The organism is Clostridium sp. Marseille-P299 (genome assembly GCF_900078195.1).
In the GTDB taxonomy this organism is placed as follows: Bacteria; Bacillota; Clostridia; order Lachnospirales; family Lachnospiraceae; genus Lachnoclostridium.
The window spans coordinates 1521517-1539041 of the sequence record NZ_FJVE01000007.1; the positions used below are offsets into that span (position 1 = coordinate 1521517).

Here is a 17525-nt window from a genome sequence, read left to right on the forward strand (position 1 = left end):
TGAAGAAGCAAATGGAGAAAATATGGAAAAAAAAGATATTAAGTCATTTACATTAGAAGAATTAAAAGAGGAATTAAAGTCTTTTGGTGAAAAACCATTTCGAGCTACTCAAATATATGAATGGTTACATGTGAAACTTGCACAAAGCTTTGATGAAATGACAAATCTATCAAAAGATCTTAGAGAAAAATTAAAAGATCAATATACCTTAGTGACATTAAAAGAAGTACAATGTTTAGAATCTGCAATTGATGGTACATGCAAGTTTTTATTTGAACTTCCAGATGGAAATATTATCGAAAGTGTATTGATGAAATATCATCACGGGAATTCTGTTTGTATTTCCTCACAAGTAGGGTGTCGAATGGGTTGTAAGTTCTGTGCATCCACAATTGGAGGGTTAGAGAGAAATCTTATGCCTTCAGAGATGCTTGATGAAATTTATCAGATTCAAAGAATTTCTGGTGAGAGAGTTTCTAATGTAGTAGTAATGGGAACTGGCGAGCCAATGGATAATTATGATAATTTAGTTAAATTTATACGTATGTTGACAGATGAATCTGGATTAAATATAAGTCAACGAAATATTACAGTATCCACCTGTGGAATTGTTGAAAAGATTAAACAGCTTGCAGAAGAAGATTTATCAATTACACTTGCATTATCACTTCATGCACCGAATAATGAGGATCGTAAAAAGATTATGCCAATTGCGAACCGTTATGAATTACATACGGTATTAGAAGCATGTGACTATTACTATGAAAAAACAGGTCGACGAGTAAGTTTTGAGTATAGTTTAGTGGAGGGTGTGAACGATACACCAGAGCAAGCAAGAGAACTTTCAAGGCTCTTAAAGGCAAAAAATTGCCATATAAATCTTATTCCAGTTAACCCAATAAAAGAGCGAGATTTTAAACGTTCAACGAGTAAAAATATACAAAATTTCAAAAATATACTTGAAAAAAACAGAATTAATGTTACTATAAGAAGAGAAATGGGCGCTGATATAAATGCCGCCTGTGGGCAATTGCGAAAGAGCTATACAGAATGCTGTAAAGTGCAGGGGGTGGAGAATCAATCGTGAATACTTTTTCTATTACAGATATTGGACAAAAACGTGTTGTAAATCAGGACTTTGTATACTGTAATGAAAACCCTGTTGGTTCATTTCCAAATCTATTTATCGTTGCGGATGGTATGGGTGGACACAAGGCGGGAGACTTTGCTTCGAAATTTTGTGTGGAGAATTTTGTTCATTTCATTGAGACAAAATCTGCGAAGACAGTCATAGGAAATATTGAAGATGCAGTTCGTGAAACAAATGAATTACTGATTGAAAAAGCAAAAGAACAAAGCGAACTTGAAGGTATGGGAACGACATTTGTTATGGCCTCTATATTTGAGGACACTGCATATGTAGCGAACATTGGAGATAGTCGTCTTTATGTTATTGATGATAAGATAAGACAGGTTACAGAAGACCATTCTTTGGTTGAAGAGATGGTAAAAAACGGTGAAATCAAACGAGAAGAAGCAAGATTTCATCCGAATAAAAACATTATAACTAGAGCATTAGGTGCAAGTAGTACAGTTGTAGCTGATTATTTTGAAATTAATATTAATGCAGGAGACATTATTCTTTTGTGTTCTGATGGATTATCCAATATGTTAGGTGATTCAGAGATATATGATATTGTAAATACTTATAGAGATGATATTGAAACTGCCTCTAGGACATTGGTAGATAAAGCCAATCAAAATGGTGGAAAAGATAATATAGCAATTGTCATGATTCGAATTTAGGTATTTATAATAGTATGAGAAAAGAGGCGTTAATATATAGGCCGGAAAGGTATAAGGTAGTAGAATGATTAAACCGGGAATGTTTATTAGTGACAGGTATGAGATAATAGATAAGGTTGGATCTGGTGGCATGGCTGATGTATACAAAGCAAAGTGTCATAGATTAAATCGCTATGTTGCTATCAAAATTTTAAAACCGGAATACTCAAATGATAAAAATTTTGTCACTAAATTTCGTGGAGAAGCACAATCTGCAGCTGGGTTATCTCATCCTAACATTGTTAATGTATATGATGTAGGTGATGATGACGGACTATATTATATAGTTATGGAGCTAGTAGAGGGTATTACTCTTAAGAAATTTATTGAGCGTAAAGGTAAACTTGAAATTAAAGAAGCTGTTGGTATCGCAATTCAGATTGCACAAGGTATGGAAGCAGCTCATGATAATCACATAATTCACAGGGATATTAAACCTCAAAACATAATTATTTCTAGAGATGGAAAAGTAAAGGTTACTGACTTTGGAATTGCAAAAGCTGCAACTTCAAATACGGTAACTCAGAATGCAATTGGTTCTGTACATTATTTATCACCAGAACAGGCAAGAGGAGGATATAGTGATGAAAAAAGTGATATCTATTCTCTTGGTGTAACTTTATATGAAATGCTTACTGGAAAAGTTCCATTCGCAGGCGATAATACAGTTTCTGTTGCACTCCTTCATATTCAAGGAGAGGCAGTTCCAGTAAGAGAACTTAATCCAGAAGTCCCTATTAGTTTGAATAAAATTGTACAAAAATGTATGCAGAAAAAACCAGAACGCAGATATTTAACTGCTTCTGATTTAATCAAAGACTTAAAGAGATCTTTAGTAAATCCAGATGGAGATTTTGTTGTCTTAGCAACAAGTACGATTACAGACTCTCCAACAATAAATTTAACAGATGATGAGATGAATCACATTAAGAGTGCTGCAAAAACACCAGTTACGCTATATGATGCATCTGTTAAAGAACAAGCGTCAAGTAAAGTCCAAAAAGAAGAAGAGGAAGAGCTTGATAGCGTAGATTCTAGAGTAGAAAAAGTTTTAGTCGTAGGAACTGTAGTGACTGCGGTTGCTCTAGGTTTAGTAGTATTGTATTTTGTTTTTAAATTCTTTGGTTTATTTGATATTTTTGGTAAGAAGCCAGATGATGTTACACCTGCACCAGAAGTTACAATTACAGCTTCACCATCACCAACACCAGAAATCTCTGGTAGTGACGTTACAGATTTAGTAACTGTTCCAAGAGTAGTAGGATTAACTACTGAGGATGCATATAAAGCGTTAAAAGAGAGATCTGAGAATTTCCAAATTCGATATGCTGAAGAAGCTGAGTATTCAGATGAATATGATAAAGATCTTGTTATGAAACAATATCCACCTGAAAATACTGAAGTTGCTCCAAATAGTGAGATTATTTTAACTCTTAGTGCTGGCACAGAGATGGTTAAGTTACCAAATGTATATAATCTATCACAAGAATTAGCTACGAAAACATTAAAAGATTTAGGTCTTGAAGTTGAAGTAAAAGAAGAAGCAAATAATGATTTGAGTGTTGGTATGGTTATTCGTACAAACCCTGCAAGAAGTGATTCTGATGATAATCCAGTTATGGTTAAAAAAGGATCTACAGTTATTCTTTATGTTAGCAGTGGACCAGATCAATCAAGCATGGTAGCTGTACCAGATATACTTGGTATGTCAGAAAAAGATGCAAGAAAAGAATTAGAACGTTATGGTTTAATTCTTGGCAATGTAACTCCAGAGGCAAGTAATAAGTACGCGGAAGGTTTAGTTTCTTATCAATCAACAACACCTGGATTAAAGGTAGCAATTGGTTCAACTATTGATGTTACAATTAGTACAGGTCCAGATGTAACACCTACACCAACTGCAACTCCTACGCCTGAACCAACGATAGAACCAACAAGTGCTCCAGAACAATATCGTTACACTGGAAGAGTTAAGATAAATGAAAACCCATTTACAGAAGGTGATTCTGGTCAAGTATATTTTGAACTTGAGCAAGATGGCGAAGCAACAGAAGTAGCGACTCTTACATTAGGTTATGATGACTTTGTAAATGGATATCCTTTAAATATTGAAGGTACAAAAGAAGGCGTCGGAATTCTTCGAATGTATGTTGATAATACACTATATAATAGTTGGTCAGTTGAATTAGTACGGGAGTTAGTACAATAATGCATGGAAAGATAATGAAGGGTATTGCGGGGTTTTATTATGTTAATTTAGAATCTTTAGGCTTATATGAATGTAAGGCAAAAGGAGTTTTTCGTAACAAAAAAATAAAGCCCCTAGTTGGAGATAATGTTGAGATTGATATTATCGATGAAGACAAAAAAGTAGGAAATATAACAGATGTAATAGAGCGGAAAAGTGAGTTAATTCGTCCGGCGGTTGCCAATGTAGATCAAGCAATTGTGATCTTTGCGGCAGCCGACCCGGCTCCGAATTTAAATTTGCTAGACCGTTTTTTAGTCATGATGCAAAATCAGAATATAGAAACAATTATCTGTTTCAACAAGATAGATAAAATTTCTGAAGAAGAGAAAGATGCTATAGAGGCGATTTATAAGGATTCTGGTTCTAAAGTTAAATTTATTAGTGTTAGATTTGATAAAGGTTTAGAAGAAGTAAAAGAACTTTTAAAAAATAAAACTACTGTACTTGCAGGACCTTCTGGGGTTGGCAAGTCTTCCTTTGTTAATAAGATAAATCCAGAGGCAGAAATGGAAACTGGAGCTATTAGTGAAAAGATTAAACGAGGGAAGCATACTACAAGACATTCTGAATTAATCTACTTGGGTGAAGAAACTTATATTATGGATACACCAGGATTTAGTTCCCTCGCTCTTTTTGATATGGAAAAAGAAGATTTAAAAGAATGTTATCCTGAATTTTATATGTTTGATGAACCATGTAGATTTCTTGGCTGTGTGCATATTAATGAGCCAAATTGCGTAATTAAAGAAAATGTACAAAATGGTAAAATAAGCGAAACACGCTATTTAAATTACAAATTATTATATGAAGAATTAAAAAACCAAAAGAGATATTAGACGTTAAAGAAAGGTAAGAAACAAAGATGTACAAACTTTCCCCATCAATTTTAGCTTCAGATTTTAGCAAATTAGGCGAATGCATCCATAAAGTAGAAACGGCAGGAGCAGACTATCTACACATTGATGTTATGGATGGTAGCTTTGTTCCAAGTATATCATTTGGAATGCCAGTAATACAGTCTATTAGAAAAAATACGAAAATGATATTTGATGTTCATTTAATGATAGATGAACCAATAAGATACATTGATGATTTTGTATCAGCTGGTGCAGATATTATTACAATTCATGCAGAAGCATGTAAACATCTTCATCGAACAGTAATGGCAGTAAAAGAAAAAGGAATTAAAGTTGGAGTTTCATTAAATCCTGCAACACCGGTTTCTGTTTTAAAACATGTGATAAGCGAACTTGATATGGTACTTATCATGTCAGTAAATCCAGGGTTTGGTGGTCAAAAATTCTTACCATTTACACTAGATAAAATAAAAGAATTAAAAGAATTAATGAATGAAGTAGGTAGCGTTGCTGAGATTGAAGTGGATGGTGGTATTACCTTAAGTAATGTAGAAGAGGTAATGGAAGCAGGAGCGAATGTCTTTGTTGCAGGTACTTCTGTATTTAAAGGTGATATAGAAGAAAACGTGAAAGCCTTCAAAGAAATTTTTAATAAATAATTAAAAATTTTAGTTGCAAAATTCATTGAAAAGTCGTATCTTAGGAAGGTGTTCAATTTGTCAAAGAAAACCTTAATTATAACTGGTGGACATATAGACTTCACATTTGCTAAGCAATTTATAAATGATTATAAATTTGATTATATCATATGTGCGGACCATGGATTAGTAGCTGCTAATAGTCTTTTAATAACACCAAATGCAATCGTGGGCGATTTTGATTCAGCGGATGCGAGTATATTAGAACAGTATAAAAACGATGATAATATCTATATACGTTCTTTTAAACCAGAAAAAGATTATACAGATACTGAAATTGCAGTTGATTTAGCAATTGAAATTGGTAGTACAGAAGTTGTGATTTTAGGGGCAACTGGTAGCCGTATTGACCACATGCTTGCCAATATAGGTCTTTTAATTAAGTTTTTACAAAAAGACATTGCAGCATATATCATTGATAAAAATAATAAATTATATTTAATTAATAAAGAAACCGTTATAGAAAAAGAAAAACTATACGGTGAATATATATCACTTATTCCGATCACAGACATTGTAATGGGTGTTACACTTAAAGGATTTAAGTATCCTTTAAATAATCACAAATTAGTGAAAGAAGAAAGTCTTGGCATCAGCAATGAAATTATTGAGGATGTAGCAAGAATTTCTATGACAAGTGGAACCATACTTGTTATAGAAGCACAGGATTAAAACGAAAGAAAGGTAAGGCAGCTCGTTGTAATTACGATATGCCATGGGTATTTTAATGAAATTAGGTATCGTTGGATTGCCGAATGTCGGTAAAAGTACATTATTTAATTCACTAACAAAGGCAGGAGCAGAATCAGCAAATTATCCATTCTGTACAATTGATCCAAATATCGGTATTGTTCCAGTTCCGGATGAAAGATTAAAGGTGCTTGGAGACTTATATAATACAGAAAAGATTATTCCAGCAGCAATTGAATTTGTAGATATTGCAGGTTTGGTTAAAGGAGCATCTAAGGGTGAAGGACTTGGTAATCAGTTCCTTTCTAATATTCGTGAAGTAGATGCAATCGTTCATGTAGTACGTTGTTTTGAAGATTCCAATATTATTCACGTGGAAGGTTCCATTGATCCACTAAGAGATATTGAAACTATAAATTTAGAGTTAATCTTCTCTGATATTGAGATTATTGAAAGAAGATTATCAAAATCAATCAAAGGTTCTAAAAATGATAAATCTCTTGCAAAAGAAGTTGAGGTGCTTACAAAATTAAAAGCATTCCTTGAGGAAGGCAAATTAGCAAAAGGTTTTCCTACCGATGATGAAGAAGAAATTGAAATCATTGCAAGCTTAAATCTTCTTACTTATAAACCAGTAATCTATGCTGCAAATGTAAATGATGATGAATTAGCAGACGATGCAATTAATAATCCACATGTAAATGCAGTAAGAGAATTTGCTAAACAAGAATCTAGTGAAGTATTTGTTATCTGTGCTCAGATTGAGCAAGAAATTGCTGAATTAGATGATGAAGAGAAAAAGATGTTTTTAGAAGAATTAGGTCTAAAAGAATCTGGATTAGAAAAATTAATACGTGCTAGTTATTCTATTCTTGGTTTAATTAGTTATCTAACTGCTGGACCAAAAGAAACAAGAGCATGGACTATTACAAAAGGAACAAAGGCACCTGGTGCTGCTGGAAAAATCCATTCCGATTTCGAAAGAGGATTTATTCGTGCAGAAATCGTAAGCTATCAAAATCTCGTTGATTGTGGAAGTTTTAATGCTGCAAAAGACAAAGGACTCGTTCGTTCTGAAGGAAAAGAGTATGTTGTACAAGATGGTGATGTTGTTTTATTTAGATTCAATGTATAAAAGAAAAGTGGTGACGGATTAATGTTTCTAGCAATGAGTTCTAATATAAACTTTCCAAACTTAGGCTTGGAATTAAATAATGTACCAAGCGGATTCACTGTATTTGGATTCTATATTGCTTTTTACGGAGTAGTTATTGCAACTGGTATGATACTAGGCGTGCTAATGGCTCAATGGCAAGCAAAAAGAACAGGTCAAAATCCAGAATTGTATCTTGACTTTGCTCTTTACGCAATTATACTTTCAGTAATTGGAGCAAGAATATATTATGTTGCGTTTGCTTGGGATGAATTTAAAGCTGACCCAATTCAAATAATCAACCTTAGAACTGGCGGCCTAGCAATCTATGGTGGTGTGATTACGGCTGTGATTACAGGACTTGTTTACTGTAGAATAAAAAAGGTTTCCTTTGGTTTACTAGGGGATACTGGTATGCTTGGTATGCTAGTGGGACAAATTATTGGTCGATGGGGAAATTTCTTTAATAAAGAAGCGTTTGGAAAATATACAGATGGATTATTTGCAATGCAACTTGATATTAATGCAGTAAGTAGCGATTATACTTGTTCTTTGGCAACACTTACAAATCGTTATGCGGATAGACCAGATGCATTAGAACGCATTATTGAAATTAGAAATAATACAAAGCTAATTGACGGTATTACGTATATACAAGTACATCCTACTTTTTTATATGAATCTGTTTGGAATTTGATTTTACTAATATGTTTGATTTTTTATTCAAAACATAAGAAATTCAACGGTGAGATATTATTATTATATTTAGCTGGTTATGGACTAGGCAGAGTATGGATTGAAGGACTTAGAACGGATCAATTGTTCTTATGGAATTCACCAATTGCGGTATCACAGCTTTTATCTGCTTTATTAGTAATTGTATCGATTTTAATTATTGCAATAATAAGAATACGTTTAAAGAAAAAAACTGCGTAAGCAGTTTTTTTTCTTTGTAGAAACAAATGATAGAGGTTGCTAGTAATTTATACCTATAATTTGTAAGTTGCAATGCAAAAAAAGTAAATATTTATAAATAATATGGTAAATATAGTATAGGAAATTATCCTTATACTATATGTAGTAAAGTGGTGAAAACACTTAATATTCAGTAGTTTTCATCACTTTTTTTTATTCTATTATTGCTTGATTTTTTATAAAAAGTAGAGTATTATAGAACTATAAGTGGTGAAAAGTGGTGAAAAGTAGTTAGAAGTGGTTAAAAGTGGAGTAAAAAACGGTAGGTGAAGCTTATGTTTATGGGGGAATACAATCATACGATTGATGCTAAAGGCAGAATAATAATACCATCTAAGTTTCGTGAAGCATTAGGCGAAAACTTTGTAGTTACATTAGGCCTTGATGGTTGTTTGTTTGTATATCCAAATGAAGAATGGCTTACCTTCGTAAATCAACTTAAAAACCTTCCGGGAAATAAAGAAGCGAGACAGTTACAACGATATTTTATGGCTGGTGCTGCTGATTGCGAAGTGGACAAGCAGGGTAGAATATTAATACCAAGTAAATTAAGGGAACACGCTAGTCTTGATAAAGATGTTGTATTTGTAGGGGTTCTTAGCAAAATAGAAATATGGAGCAAAGAACGTTGGGAAAACAACAGTTATGATAATATGGACGATATTGCAGATCATATGTCTGAATTTGGACTTAGCTTCTAGAATCACTTTCCATATAATTTCGAATACTAATGTTGGTATTATATTTTAAAAGTGGAAGAAAATAATATTAGAAAGGCCTGCCATAACAGTTTAACTTGTGTTAACTAATGATTCTTTCAAATTTTAAAGTGGCATGAAATAGGTATAACAATGACAGAAAAGAATGAAAAATCCTCGGGGGAATTTAAACACGTATCAGTACTTTTACAGGAAACAGTGGATAGTCTAAATGTAAAGCTAGATGGCATCTATGTCGATGGGACACTAGGTGGCGGTGGACATGCATTTGAAGTATGCAAACGTTTAGGCGAGAATGGAAGATATATTGGAATCGATCAAGACGAAGATGCACTACGAGCTGCTGGAAAGCGCTTAGCTGTGTATGGAGATAAAGTTACATTTGTACGTAGTAACTATTGTAATATTAAGAATGTATTACAGAATTTAAATATCGATAAAGTCGATGGTATTTTACTTGATTTAGGAGTGTCTTCCTACCAACTTGATACAAAAGAGCGTGGTTTTTCTTATAAAGAAGACGCACCACTTGATATGAGAATGGACACAAGAAATGAAATGACAGCAAAAGATATTGTAAATAATTACAGTGAATTTGATTTATATCGAATCATAAGGGACTATGGGGAAGATAAATTTGCTAAAAACATTGCAAAACACATTGTTCGCATGAGAAATGAACATCCAATTGAAACTACATTTCAATTAGTAGAAGCGATTAAAGCAGCAATACCTATGAAGATTCGAATGAATACTGGTCATCCAGCAAAGAAAACATTCCAGGCAATACGAATTGAGTTAAATAAAGAACTTGAAGTTCTTAGCAATTCACTCGATGATATGATTGACTTATTAAATCCAGGTGGAAGACTTAGTATCATAACATTTCATTCACTTGAAGATAGAATTGTAAAAGTCAATTTTAAAAAGAACGAAAATCCTTGTACATGTCCACCTACATTTCCAGTATGTGTGTGTGGGAACAAGTCAAAAGGAATTAATATAACAAGAAAACCAATTATCCCATCGGATGAAGAGATGGAATTTAATACTAGATCAAAAAGCTCAAAGCTAAGAGTATTCGAAAGAAGATAGTACACCCGGAAAGGAATTAAGTAAAAGAGGGAAGTGAGGATTAAAAGCATGGACGCGAATCAAAGAAAGTATCGTACAAATCAATCATTGTATGTATCAGGTAATACAGCTAGAAAATTGGCGGTGGTACCTGAACGAGAGAGATATGGTTATGACGAGCAAATCACCAGACAGCCAAATCGTACTCAACAGAATAAACCACAACGTAAACCAGCCATTGATTCGGGAATAGACTTTTTCTCAATGGTTATTTTGACTGCAGCTATTATTTGTACTCTTGCAGTTTGTGTAGAATACTTAAAGGTGCAATCAGGAGTGACACAACTAGACAAACAAATAGTAAAATTGGAAAATTCCTTAACTGAGTTAAAAGATACCAATAACGCAATGAAAAATTCGTTAGCGGCAGCGCTTGATTTAGAAAAAATTTATAATGTAGCAGTCGGTGAGTTAGGAATGGTATTTCCAAATAAAAATAAGATCATCACTTATGATAAGAATGATGCGGGTTATGTTAGACAATTTAGTGATATTCCAGAAGTAGATAAAGAATCTCTATTGGATAAATTGCTGCCATAGATGAGAAATTATAAGGAGTTATTATGAGCAGACAACCTAAGAAAAAGAAAATTAAAAAATTCACCTCACGAATGCAAGCAAAGTTATTGCTTGTTTTTTGTGTTTTATTAGCACTTATGGTGACTTTAATCGGTAGATTGATATATCTAAATCATAAAGATGGTGCTCGTTATGAAAAACGAGTACTTTCCCAGCAAAGCTATGTAAGTTCAACGAAACCTTTTAAACGTGGAAGTATCGTTGACTCCAATGGAACTATTTTAGCTTCCAGCGATAAAGTATATAATGTAATTCTTGATCCTAAGATTATTTCAATGGATGAAGATTATATTGACCCAACTTTAAAGGCATTAAATGAAGTGTTTGGTGTTGATATAGAAACACTTAAAACATTAATTAGCGAGAAAAAGGAAACAAGCTCTTATGAAAAGATTTTAAAGGGACAAGATTATGAGTTGGTTTCTGCTTTTGAAGCATTATCAAAAAAGGATAAAAATATAAAGGGAATTTGGTTTGAAGAAGAATATGTTCGTAATTATCCATATGGAAGCTTAGCCTCTCATGTCATTGGTTTTTCTAATACAGAAAACGTTGGTACAGGGGGAATTGAACAGTATTATAACTCCACATTAAATGGTGTAAATGGACGTACTTACGGATATTTTGATTCCGAACTTAATCTAAAGAGAACTGTAAAAGAAGCAAAAGATGGGAATACCTTAGTAACAACAATTAATGTTAATGTACAACGACTTGTTGAAGAACATATTAAGAAATTCCAAGATGAAATAGGTAGTGAGAACATTGCTGTTATATTAATGGATCCTAACACTGGTGGGATTATCGCAATGGCTTCAAACGAAGGTTATGATTTAAATGATCCATATGATTTGTCAAAATATTATACAGATGCTGAAGTAAAGGCGATGACAGAAGAAGAAAAGTTAGATGCCCTTTATAAAATGTGGAGAAACTTTGCAGTTAGTGACTCTTATGAACCAGGTTCTACAGCAAAACCTTTTACGGTAGCTGCGGGATTAGAAGAAGATTTAGTAACACCAGAATCAACGTTTCTTTGTACAGGACATAAGGTTGTTGGTGGTTGGACAATCCATTGTAATAATAAGAGTGGTCATGGTTACGTTACTTTAGCGCAAGCATTAATGAAATCATGTAACCCTGCACTTATGGAAATTGGAGATTTAGAAGGTAGAGAAATCTTCCATTATTATCAGGAACATTTTGGTTTAGGTAAGAAAACAGGAATTGACTTACCAGCAGAAGCAGAAGGAACTTTATATAGCCTTAATCAATTAAATGTTACAGAACTTGCTACGAATAGTTTTGGACAAGGTTTTACTGTAACTATGCCACAAATGGTGGCTGCTTATAGTTCACTAGTAAATGGTGGTTACTATTATAAGCCTCATGTTGTAAAAGAAGTTAGAGATGCAAGTGGTGCAACCATTGAATCCTATGATAATCAATTGGTATCAGAAACAGTTTCTACTTCTACCTCTGAATTTATTAAAGAAGCAATGTTTCTTACGGTTGATCAAGGTACAGCAAAGGCTGCACAGGTGGAAGGATACAAAGTTGGTGGAAAAACAGGAACAGCGCAAAAACTACCAAGAAGTGCGAAAAAATATATTGTTTCCTTTATTGGTGGTGTGCCAGCAGATAATCCAGAAGTAGTTATCTATACGGTTATTGATGAGGTTCATGATGAAGAGAAAAAAGCATCAAGTTCCGTTGCTACTCAATTAACAAGTGAAATCTTAAGTGACGTACTACCTTTCTTAGGCATCTATCCAGATGGAGAAATTGATTATAAAGTTGATTTACCAGTAAATAAAGATCAATCGGTAGATCCTAATAACCAGTCTGGTACCAATCAAGCAGATGGTGAGGATGAAAGTTCAAGTTTAGAAGATTTTATCTATGATCCTACTCAAGATGAAGAAAATCCAGATGCTCTTTCAGATGAAGCAAACTAGGGTAGTACTTAAATGTTGTCGGAATTTATGAACACTTTGTGAAAAGCAATCATAACCTTGCACATTTAATAATAAAATGAAACAAAGCTTACCTTAAAAGGAAAAACTATGTTTCGATATAAATCGTATAATCGTAAAAATTTAATGATAGTAGTTACTGTCATCGCTATTGTTGCAATTTATTTAGTAGGAAGATTATTTTACCTAATGGTAATTGCATCGGATGAATACGCGGTAAGAGCACAAGAACTGCACGAAAGAGAACGAAGTATAAAGGCAGAGCGTGGAACTATATATGATAGAAATGGTACAGTGATAGCGACGAATAAACCGGTATCAACCATTTCTGTTATTCACAATCAAATTAAAGATCCAGAAGGAGTCATATCTGCACTTTCAGAAGCGTTAAATCTTAGTGAGGAAACCGTAAGAAAGAGAGTCGAGAAATATTCCTCCATTGAACGTATTAAATCTAACGTAGATAAAGAAACTGCGGATTATATACGAAATTTATCTTTGGAAGGCGTTATGGTAGATGAAGATTATAAGAGATTTTATCCATATGGAAGTCTTGCCTCTAAGGTATTAGGATTCACTGGAAGTGATAATCAGGGTATTATTGGCCTTGAAGTGGAGTACGATTCTTATCTTCAGGGTGTCAATGGAACAATTTTAACTTTAGCAACTGCTCATGGAATTGAAATTGAGAATGCTGCAGAGAATAGAATAGAACCGATCCCTGGAAATAGCCTTTATACGAGTCTTGATGTTAATATTCAGATGTATGCTGAACAAGCAGCAACCAAGGTAATGGAGGCAAAAGGAGCGAATAGTGCTACTATCATTGTTATGAATCCACAAAATGGTGAACTTTATGCGATTGCCAGTGTACCAGAATTTGATTTAAATCAGCCTTATCAATTAAATTCGTATCTAACACAAAAATATGAGGGTATCACACTTACGGATAAAGAAAAAAATGATCTTTTAAATAATATGTGGAGAAATCCTGCAATCAGTGATACTTACGAACCTGGTTCTACCTTTAAAATAATAACTGCGACAGCAGCTTTTGAAGAAGGTGTTGTTTCCTTAAATGATACTTTTTATTGTCCAGGATATAAAATTGTAGAGGATAGAAAAATCAGGTGTCATAAAGCGGGCGGTCATGGAAGTGAAAATTTCATTGATGGTATTAAAAACTCATGTAACCCAGTATTTATGGAAATAGGAGCTAGAGTTGGAGCTACAAAGTTCTATTCCTATTTTGATAAACTTGGCTTATCTAAAAGAACAGGAGTTGATTTACCTGGAGAAGCAAATTCTATAAAGCATAAGTTAGAGAATGTGGGTGCTGTAGAGCTTGCAACAATGACATTTGGGCAATCCTTTCAAATCACACCACTTCAGCTTCTAGTTTCAGCTAGTGCTGTCGTTAATGGCGGAACCTTAGTTACTCCACATTTCGGAGTGAAAATTAACAATGCAGAAGGAACTACGATTAAGACATTAAATTATGAAACTACTCCTAATGTAGTGTCAAAAGCCACTTCAGAGACTATGAAATCTTTATTAGAGGCAGTTGTTTCCGATGGTACAGGTAAGAGAGCATATCTTCCAGGATTTCGTATTGGTGGTAAGACTGCTACATCGGAAAAATTACCTAGACGTTCTGGGAAATATATCTCATCTTTTATTGGATTTGCACCAGCGGATGATCCTCAAGTTATGGCGATTGTATTGATTGATGAGCCAGTTGGAATTTACTATGGTGGAACAATTGCAGCGCCAGTAATTGCAGAAGTCTTTGATAATATTTTACCTTATTTAGGTATAGAGCCAGTTTATACGGAAAAAGAGATAAAAGATAATAATATCGGAACATTTGAAGTTCCAGATTTTACAAACTTAGAAAAGTCAGAAGTTATAAAACAAGTAAAATTATATCCTTTTGATGGTATATATTACCTAGGTGAAGGAACTGTAGTAAAAGAGCAATTTCCGCTAGCAGGTGAGGTAATTGAGAATAACAGTAGCTTGATTTTATATTTGGAATGACCTATAATTAGAAAGATGTAAAATTGGAACCTATAAAAAGTTATAGGCCATGGAGGTTAGTATGGAATTAGAAGGTGTAAACATCTTGGTAGTCGGCACAGGAATCAGTGGGATTTCAGCTGTGAATTTATTGATCAGCGAGAGAGCAAATATCATCTTATACGATTCCAAAGAAGGCCAAGGAGAGGCAGCATTAAGAGAAAAGCTACCAAAAGAATTTAACGGACAGATTATATTAGGTGAATTACCGAAAGAAGTAATGAAGACAATTGAATTAGTAGTTTTAAGTCCTGGAGTACCAACAGACCTAGACTACATAAATGAATTGCGTGAAAATGGAGTTCCAATCTGGGGAGAAATTGAATTAGGATATCAATTTTCAAAAGGGAAAATAGTTGCAATTACAGGTACCAATGGTAAGACAACGACTACTACACTTGTGGGAGAGATTATGAAAACATATTTTGAGGATGTTTTTGTAGTCGGTAACATTGGCATACCGTATACGAGTATGGTTAAAAAGACCACAAAGGATAGTGTAACAGTAGCAGAAATGAGTAGTTTCCAATTAGAAACCATTCATAATTTTGTACCGAATGTAAGTGCAATACTTAATATAACTCCAGATCATTTAGACCGTCATCATACGATGGAAGCTTATATCAATGCAAAAGCAAACATAATGATGAATCAAGGTGAAAATGAAACTTGTGTATTAAATTATGAAGATAAAGAATTACGTAAAATAGGTGAGTTAGCAAAAGCAAATATTTTGTGGTTTTCCAGTCAAAGAAAGCTTGAAAAAGGAATTTATTTATTAAACGATAATATTATTTATAAGAATGATAATTCTGAAACCACAGTTTGCAATATTCACGATTTAAAGATATTTGGCAGACATAATTATGAAAATGTAATGGCAGCTGTAGGTATGTCCATTGCAATGGGAATACCTATGTCTTTCATTTATAAAGCGTTGGTAGAATTTAAGGGTGTAGAACATAGAATTGAGTATGTAGCAACCAAACAAGGTGTGCAATACTATAACGATTCTAAGGGAACAAATCCTGATGCTTCTATTCAAGCAGTTAAAGCTATGAGAACAAAGACATTATTAATTGGTGGCGGATATGACAAAGATTCAGAATATGATGAATGGATACGCGCATTTGATGGAAAAGTAAAGTATTTAGTGCTCATGGGTCAAACAAAAGAAAAGATAGCAAATACAGCGAGAAAATTAGGATTCCATGATATTATCATGGTGGAAAGTATGAAAGAAGCGGTTGAATTTTGTGCAATACATGCAAATGCAGGGGAATCGGTTTTATTATCACCTTGTTGTGCAAGTTGGGGCATGTTTAAAAACTACGAAGAACGCGGAAATATGTTCAAAGAGTATGTGCATGCTCTTAAAGATTAATTATATGTAAGAAGAGGTGAAGCATTTGACCAGAGAAGAGATGGAACAAGGGAAAAGAAGAAAAGGGCGTAAATATTATGATTACAGCTTACTTTTCTTAATCATATTTTTGGTGTGCTTCGGCTTGGTAATGATCTATAGCACAAGCTCTTATAATGCTGCGAAGTACTACGATGATCCCTCCTTATTCTTAAGAAAGCAAGGAATGTTCGTTATTGCAGGAATTCCTTTAATGATAGTTATTTCTAAAATAGACTATCATTTCTACATAAGTAAACTACCAATCATAAAAATGAGACCAGTAATTTTGTTATACTTTATCTGTTTGGCATTACAAGCAATTGTACTTGTAGTTGGTGATGTAACACAGGGTTCGCAGCGTTGGATTAATGTAGCCGGTATTACATTCCAACCATCAGAACTTACTAAAGTATGTGTTGTGCTTTTTGCTGCATATGTTGTTCAGCTTGCTCCAAAGAGACTTGATAATTTTATTGGATTTATGAGGGTTGTTGTATTTGTAGGCCCTTTGTTAGCATTAGTAGTTGCAGAAAACTTTAGTACAGCTTTAATTATTCTCTCTATCATGGTTGCTATTTGTTTTGTAGCTAGTAGAAAAAAGGCTTATTTTTTCGTGTCTGGAGGAATCTTTGCAGTATTAGGTGCGATTTTGGTTTTTGGAGTTTCTTACCGAAGTCAGCGTATCGATGTTTGGCGAGATGTTGAAAATCATCCATATGGTTATCAAATCCTACAAGGTTTATATGCAATTGCATCTGGAGGACTTTTTGGTAAAGGCTTAGGAAATAGTATGCAAAAACTTGGATTTATTCCTGAGGCGCATAACGATATGATATTTTCTGTAATTTGTGAAGAGCTAGGAATGTTTGGAGCAATTGCAGTAATTATATTATTTTTATTAGTTATTTGGAGATTATTTGTCATTGCCATTAATGCTCCTGATTTGTATGGTGGATTAATTGCAACTGGTGTTTTAGCACATATTGCAGTTCAAGTATTAATTAATATAGCAGTAGTAACAAATTCCATACCATCCACTGGTATTCCACTACCATTTATTAGTTATGGAGGTAGTTCTCTTATGGTACTTTTAATCGAAATGGGAATTGTTCTTAGTGTTTCAAACCAGATTCAACACGAAAGATAATAAAATTCGTTAGAAAG

General features: G+C 33.7%; 15 protein-coding genes. All 15 read left to right on the top strand.

The genetic code is table 11. The annotated features are described in order from the left end of the window. Nucleotides 1-22: 22 nt before the first annotated feature. Nucleotides 23-1087 (top strand): 23S rRNA (adenine(2503)-C(2))-methyltransferase RlmN, encoded by a 1065-nt coding sequence (gene rlmN / locus BN4220_RS14530; RefSeq protein WP_066721031.1) that lies wholly within the window; start codon nucleotides 23-25, stop codon nucleotides 1085-1087. Next, the gene (locus BN4220_RS14535; protein WP_066717859.1) at nucleotides 1084-1806 is read left to right on the top strand and encodes a Stp1/IreP family PP2C-type Ser/Thr phosphatase; all 723 of its coding nucleotides are present in this window, start codon (nucleotides 1084-1086) and stop codon (nucleotides 1804-1806) included. The genes rlmN and BN4220_RS14535 overlap by 4 nt, the downstream gene beginning before the upstream one ends. Nucleotides 1807-1870: 64 nt before the next feature. Continuing rightward, complete coding sequence (gene pknB, locus BN4220_RS14540; RefSeq protein WP_066717862.1) at nucleotides 1871-4054, top strand: Stk1 family PASTA domain-containing Ser/Thr kinase; 2184 nt, start codon at nucleotides 1871-1873, stop codon at nucleotides 4052-4054. Then, nucleotides 4054-4932, top strand: a complete 879-nt coding sequence (gene rsgA, locus BN4220_RS14545) for a ribosome small subunit-dependent GTPase A (protein ID WP_066717865.1) — start codon at nucleotides 4054-4056, stop codon at nucleotides 4930-4932. Before pknB ends, rsgA begins: the two co-directional genes overlap by 1 nt. A 26-nt stretch (nucleotides 4933-4958) precedes the next feature. Continuing rightward, nucleotides 4959-5612 carry a ribulose-phosphate 3-epimerase gene (rpe, locus tag BN4220_RS14550; protein ID WP_066717866.1) on the top strand — a complete coding sequence of 218 codons (654 nt, stop codon included), beginning with the start codon at nucleotides 4959-4961 and terminating at the stop codon, nucleotides 5610-5612. 57 nt (nucleotides 5613-5669) lie between these two features. Beyond that, nucleotides 5670-6323 carry a thiamine diphosphokinase gene (locus tag BN4220_RS14555; RefSeq protein WP_066717868.1) on the top strand — a complete coding sequence of 218 codons (654 nt, stop codon included), beginning with the start codon at nucleotides 5670-5672 and terminating at the stop codon, nucleotides 6321-6323. A 55-nt stretch (nucleotides 6324-6378) separates the two neighbouring features. Further along, nucleotides 6379-7476, top strand: coding sequence for a redox-regulated ATPase YchF (gene ychF, locus BN4220_RS14560; RefSeq protein ID WP_066721033.1), 1098 nt, complete (start codon nucleotides 6379-6381; stop codon nucleotides 7474-7476). A gap of 21 nt (nucleotides 7477-7497) precedes the next feature. Next, on the top strand, nucleotides 7498-8430 hold the full coding sequence (gene lgt, locus BN4220_RS14565) for a prolipoprotein diacylglyceryl transferase (RefSeq protein ID WP_242867800.1): 933 nt from the start codon (nucleotides 7498-7500) through the stop codon (nucleotides 8428-8430). A 314-nt stretch (nucleotides 8431-8744) separates the two neighbouring features. Next, a complete protein-coding gene (gene mraZ, locus BN4220_RS14570) occupies nucleotides 8745-9170 on the top strand; it encodes a division/cell wall cluster transcriptional repressor MraZ (protein WP_066717871.1) in 426 nt (141 codons plus the stop codon). 150 nt (nucleotides 9171-9320) lie between these two features. Next, on the top strand, nucleotides 9321-10283 hold the full coding sequence (gene rsmH / locus BN4220_RS14575) for a 16S rRNA (cytosine(1402)-N(4))-methyltransferase RsmH (RefSeq protein ID WP_066717874.1): 963 nt from the start codon (nucleotides 9321-9323) through the stop codon (nucleotides 10281-10283). A 48-nt stretch (nucleotides 10284-10331) separates the two neighbouring features. Next, the gene (locus BN4220_RS14580; RefSeq protein WP_066717877.1) at nucleotides 10332-10862 is read left to right on the top strand and encodes a hypothetical protein; all 531 of its coding nucleotides are present in this window, start codon (nucleotides 10332-10334) and stop codon (nucleotides 10860-10862) included. A 23-nt stretch (nucleotides 10863-10885) separates the two neighbouring features. Continuing rightward, complete coding sequence (locus BN4220_RS14585) at nucleotides 10886-12859, top strand: peptidoglycan D,D-transpeptidase FtsI family protein (protein ID WP_082812326.1); 1974 nt, start codon at nucleotides 10886-10888, stop codon at nucleotides 12857-12859. A 108-nt stretch (nucleotides 12860-12967) separates the two neighbouring features. Beyond that, nucleotides 12968-14917, top strand: a complete 1950-nt coding sequence (locus BN4220_RS14590; protein WP_066717880.1) for a penicillin-binding transpeptidase domain-containing protein — start codon at nucleotides 12968-12970, stop codon at nucleotides 14915-14917. A 61-nt stretch (nucleotides 14918-14978) separates the two neighbouring features. Further along, entirely contained in the window at nucleotides 14979-16340 is a 1362-nt protein-coding gene (gene murD / locus BN4220_RS14595) for a UDP-N-acetylmuramoyl-L-alanine--D-glutamate ligase (RefSeq protein ID WP_066717882.1), read from the top strand. 25 nt (nucleotides 16341-16365) lie between these two features. After that, nucleotides 16366-17508 carry an FtsW/RodA/SpoVE family cell cycle protein gene (locus BN4220_RS14600; RefSeq protein WP_347477110.1) on the top strand — a complete coding sequence of 381 codons (1143 nt, stop codon included), beginning with the start codon at nucleotides 16366-16368 and terminating at the stop codon, nucleotides 17506-17508. The last annotated feature ends 17 nt before the right edge of the window (nucleotides 17509-17525 follow it).

What these genes read in the sequence shown, in the direction of transcription:
- rsgA (WP_066717865.1), top strand. Translation starts at nt 4,054, where the DNA reads ATGCATGGAAAGATAATGAAGGGTATTGCGGGGTTTTATTATGTTAAT.
- mraZ (WP_066717871.1), top strand. Translation starts at nt 8,745, where the DNA reads ATGTTTATGGGGGAATACAATCATACGATTGATGCTAAAGGCAGAATA.
- murD (WP_066717882.1), top strand. Translation starts at nt 14,979, where the DNA reads ATGGAATTAGAAGGTGTAAACATCTTGGTAGTCGGCACAGGAATCAGT.
- BN4220_RS14590 (WP_066717880.1), top strand. Translation starts at nt 12,968, where the DNA reads ATGTTTCGATATAAATCGTATAATCGTAAAAATTTAATGATAGTAGTT.
- BN4220_RS14585 (WP_082812326.1), top strand. Translation starts at nt 10,886, where the DNA reads ATGAGCAGACAACCTAAGAAAAAGAAAATTAAAAAATTCACCTCACGA.
- rlmN (WP_066721031.1), top strand. Translation starts at nt 23, where the DNA reads ATGGAAAAAAAAGATATTAAGTCATTTACATTAGAAGAATTAAAAGAG.
- lgt (WP_242867800.1), top strand. Translation starts at nt 7,498, where the DNA reads ATGTTTCTAGCAATGAGTTCTAATATAAACTTTCCAAACTTAGGCTTG.
- rpe (WP_066717866.1), top strand. Translation starts at nt 4,959, where the DNA reads ATGTACAAACTTTCCCCATCAATTTTAGCTTCAGATTTTAGCAAATTA.
- pknB (WP_066717862.1), top strand. Translation starts at nt 1,871, where the DNA reads ATGATTAAACCGGGAATGTTTATTAGTGACAGGTATGAGATAATAGAT.
- ychF (WP_066721033.1), top strand. Translation starts at nt 6,379, where the DNA reads ATGAAATTAGGTATCGTTGGATTGCCGAATGTCGGTAAAAGTACATTA.
- rsmH (WP_066717874.1), top strand. Translation starts at nt 9,321, where the DNA reads ATGACAGAAAAGAATGAAAAATCCTCGGGGGAATTTAAACACGTATCA.
- BN4220_RS14580 (WP_066717877.1), top strand. Translation starts at nt 10,332, where the DNA reads ATGGACGCGAATCAAAGAAAGTATCGTACAAATCAATCATTGTATGTA.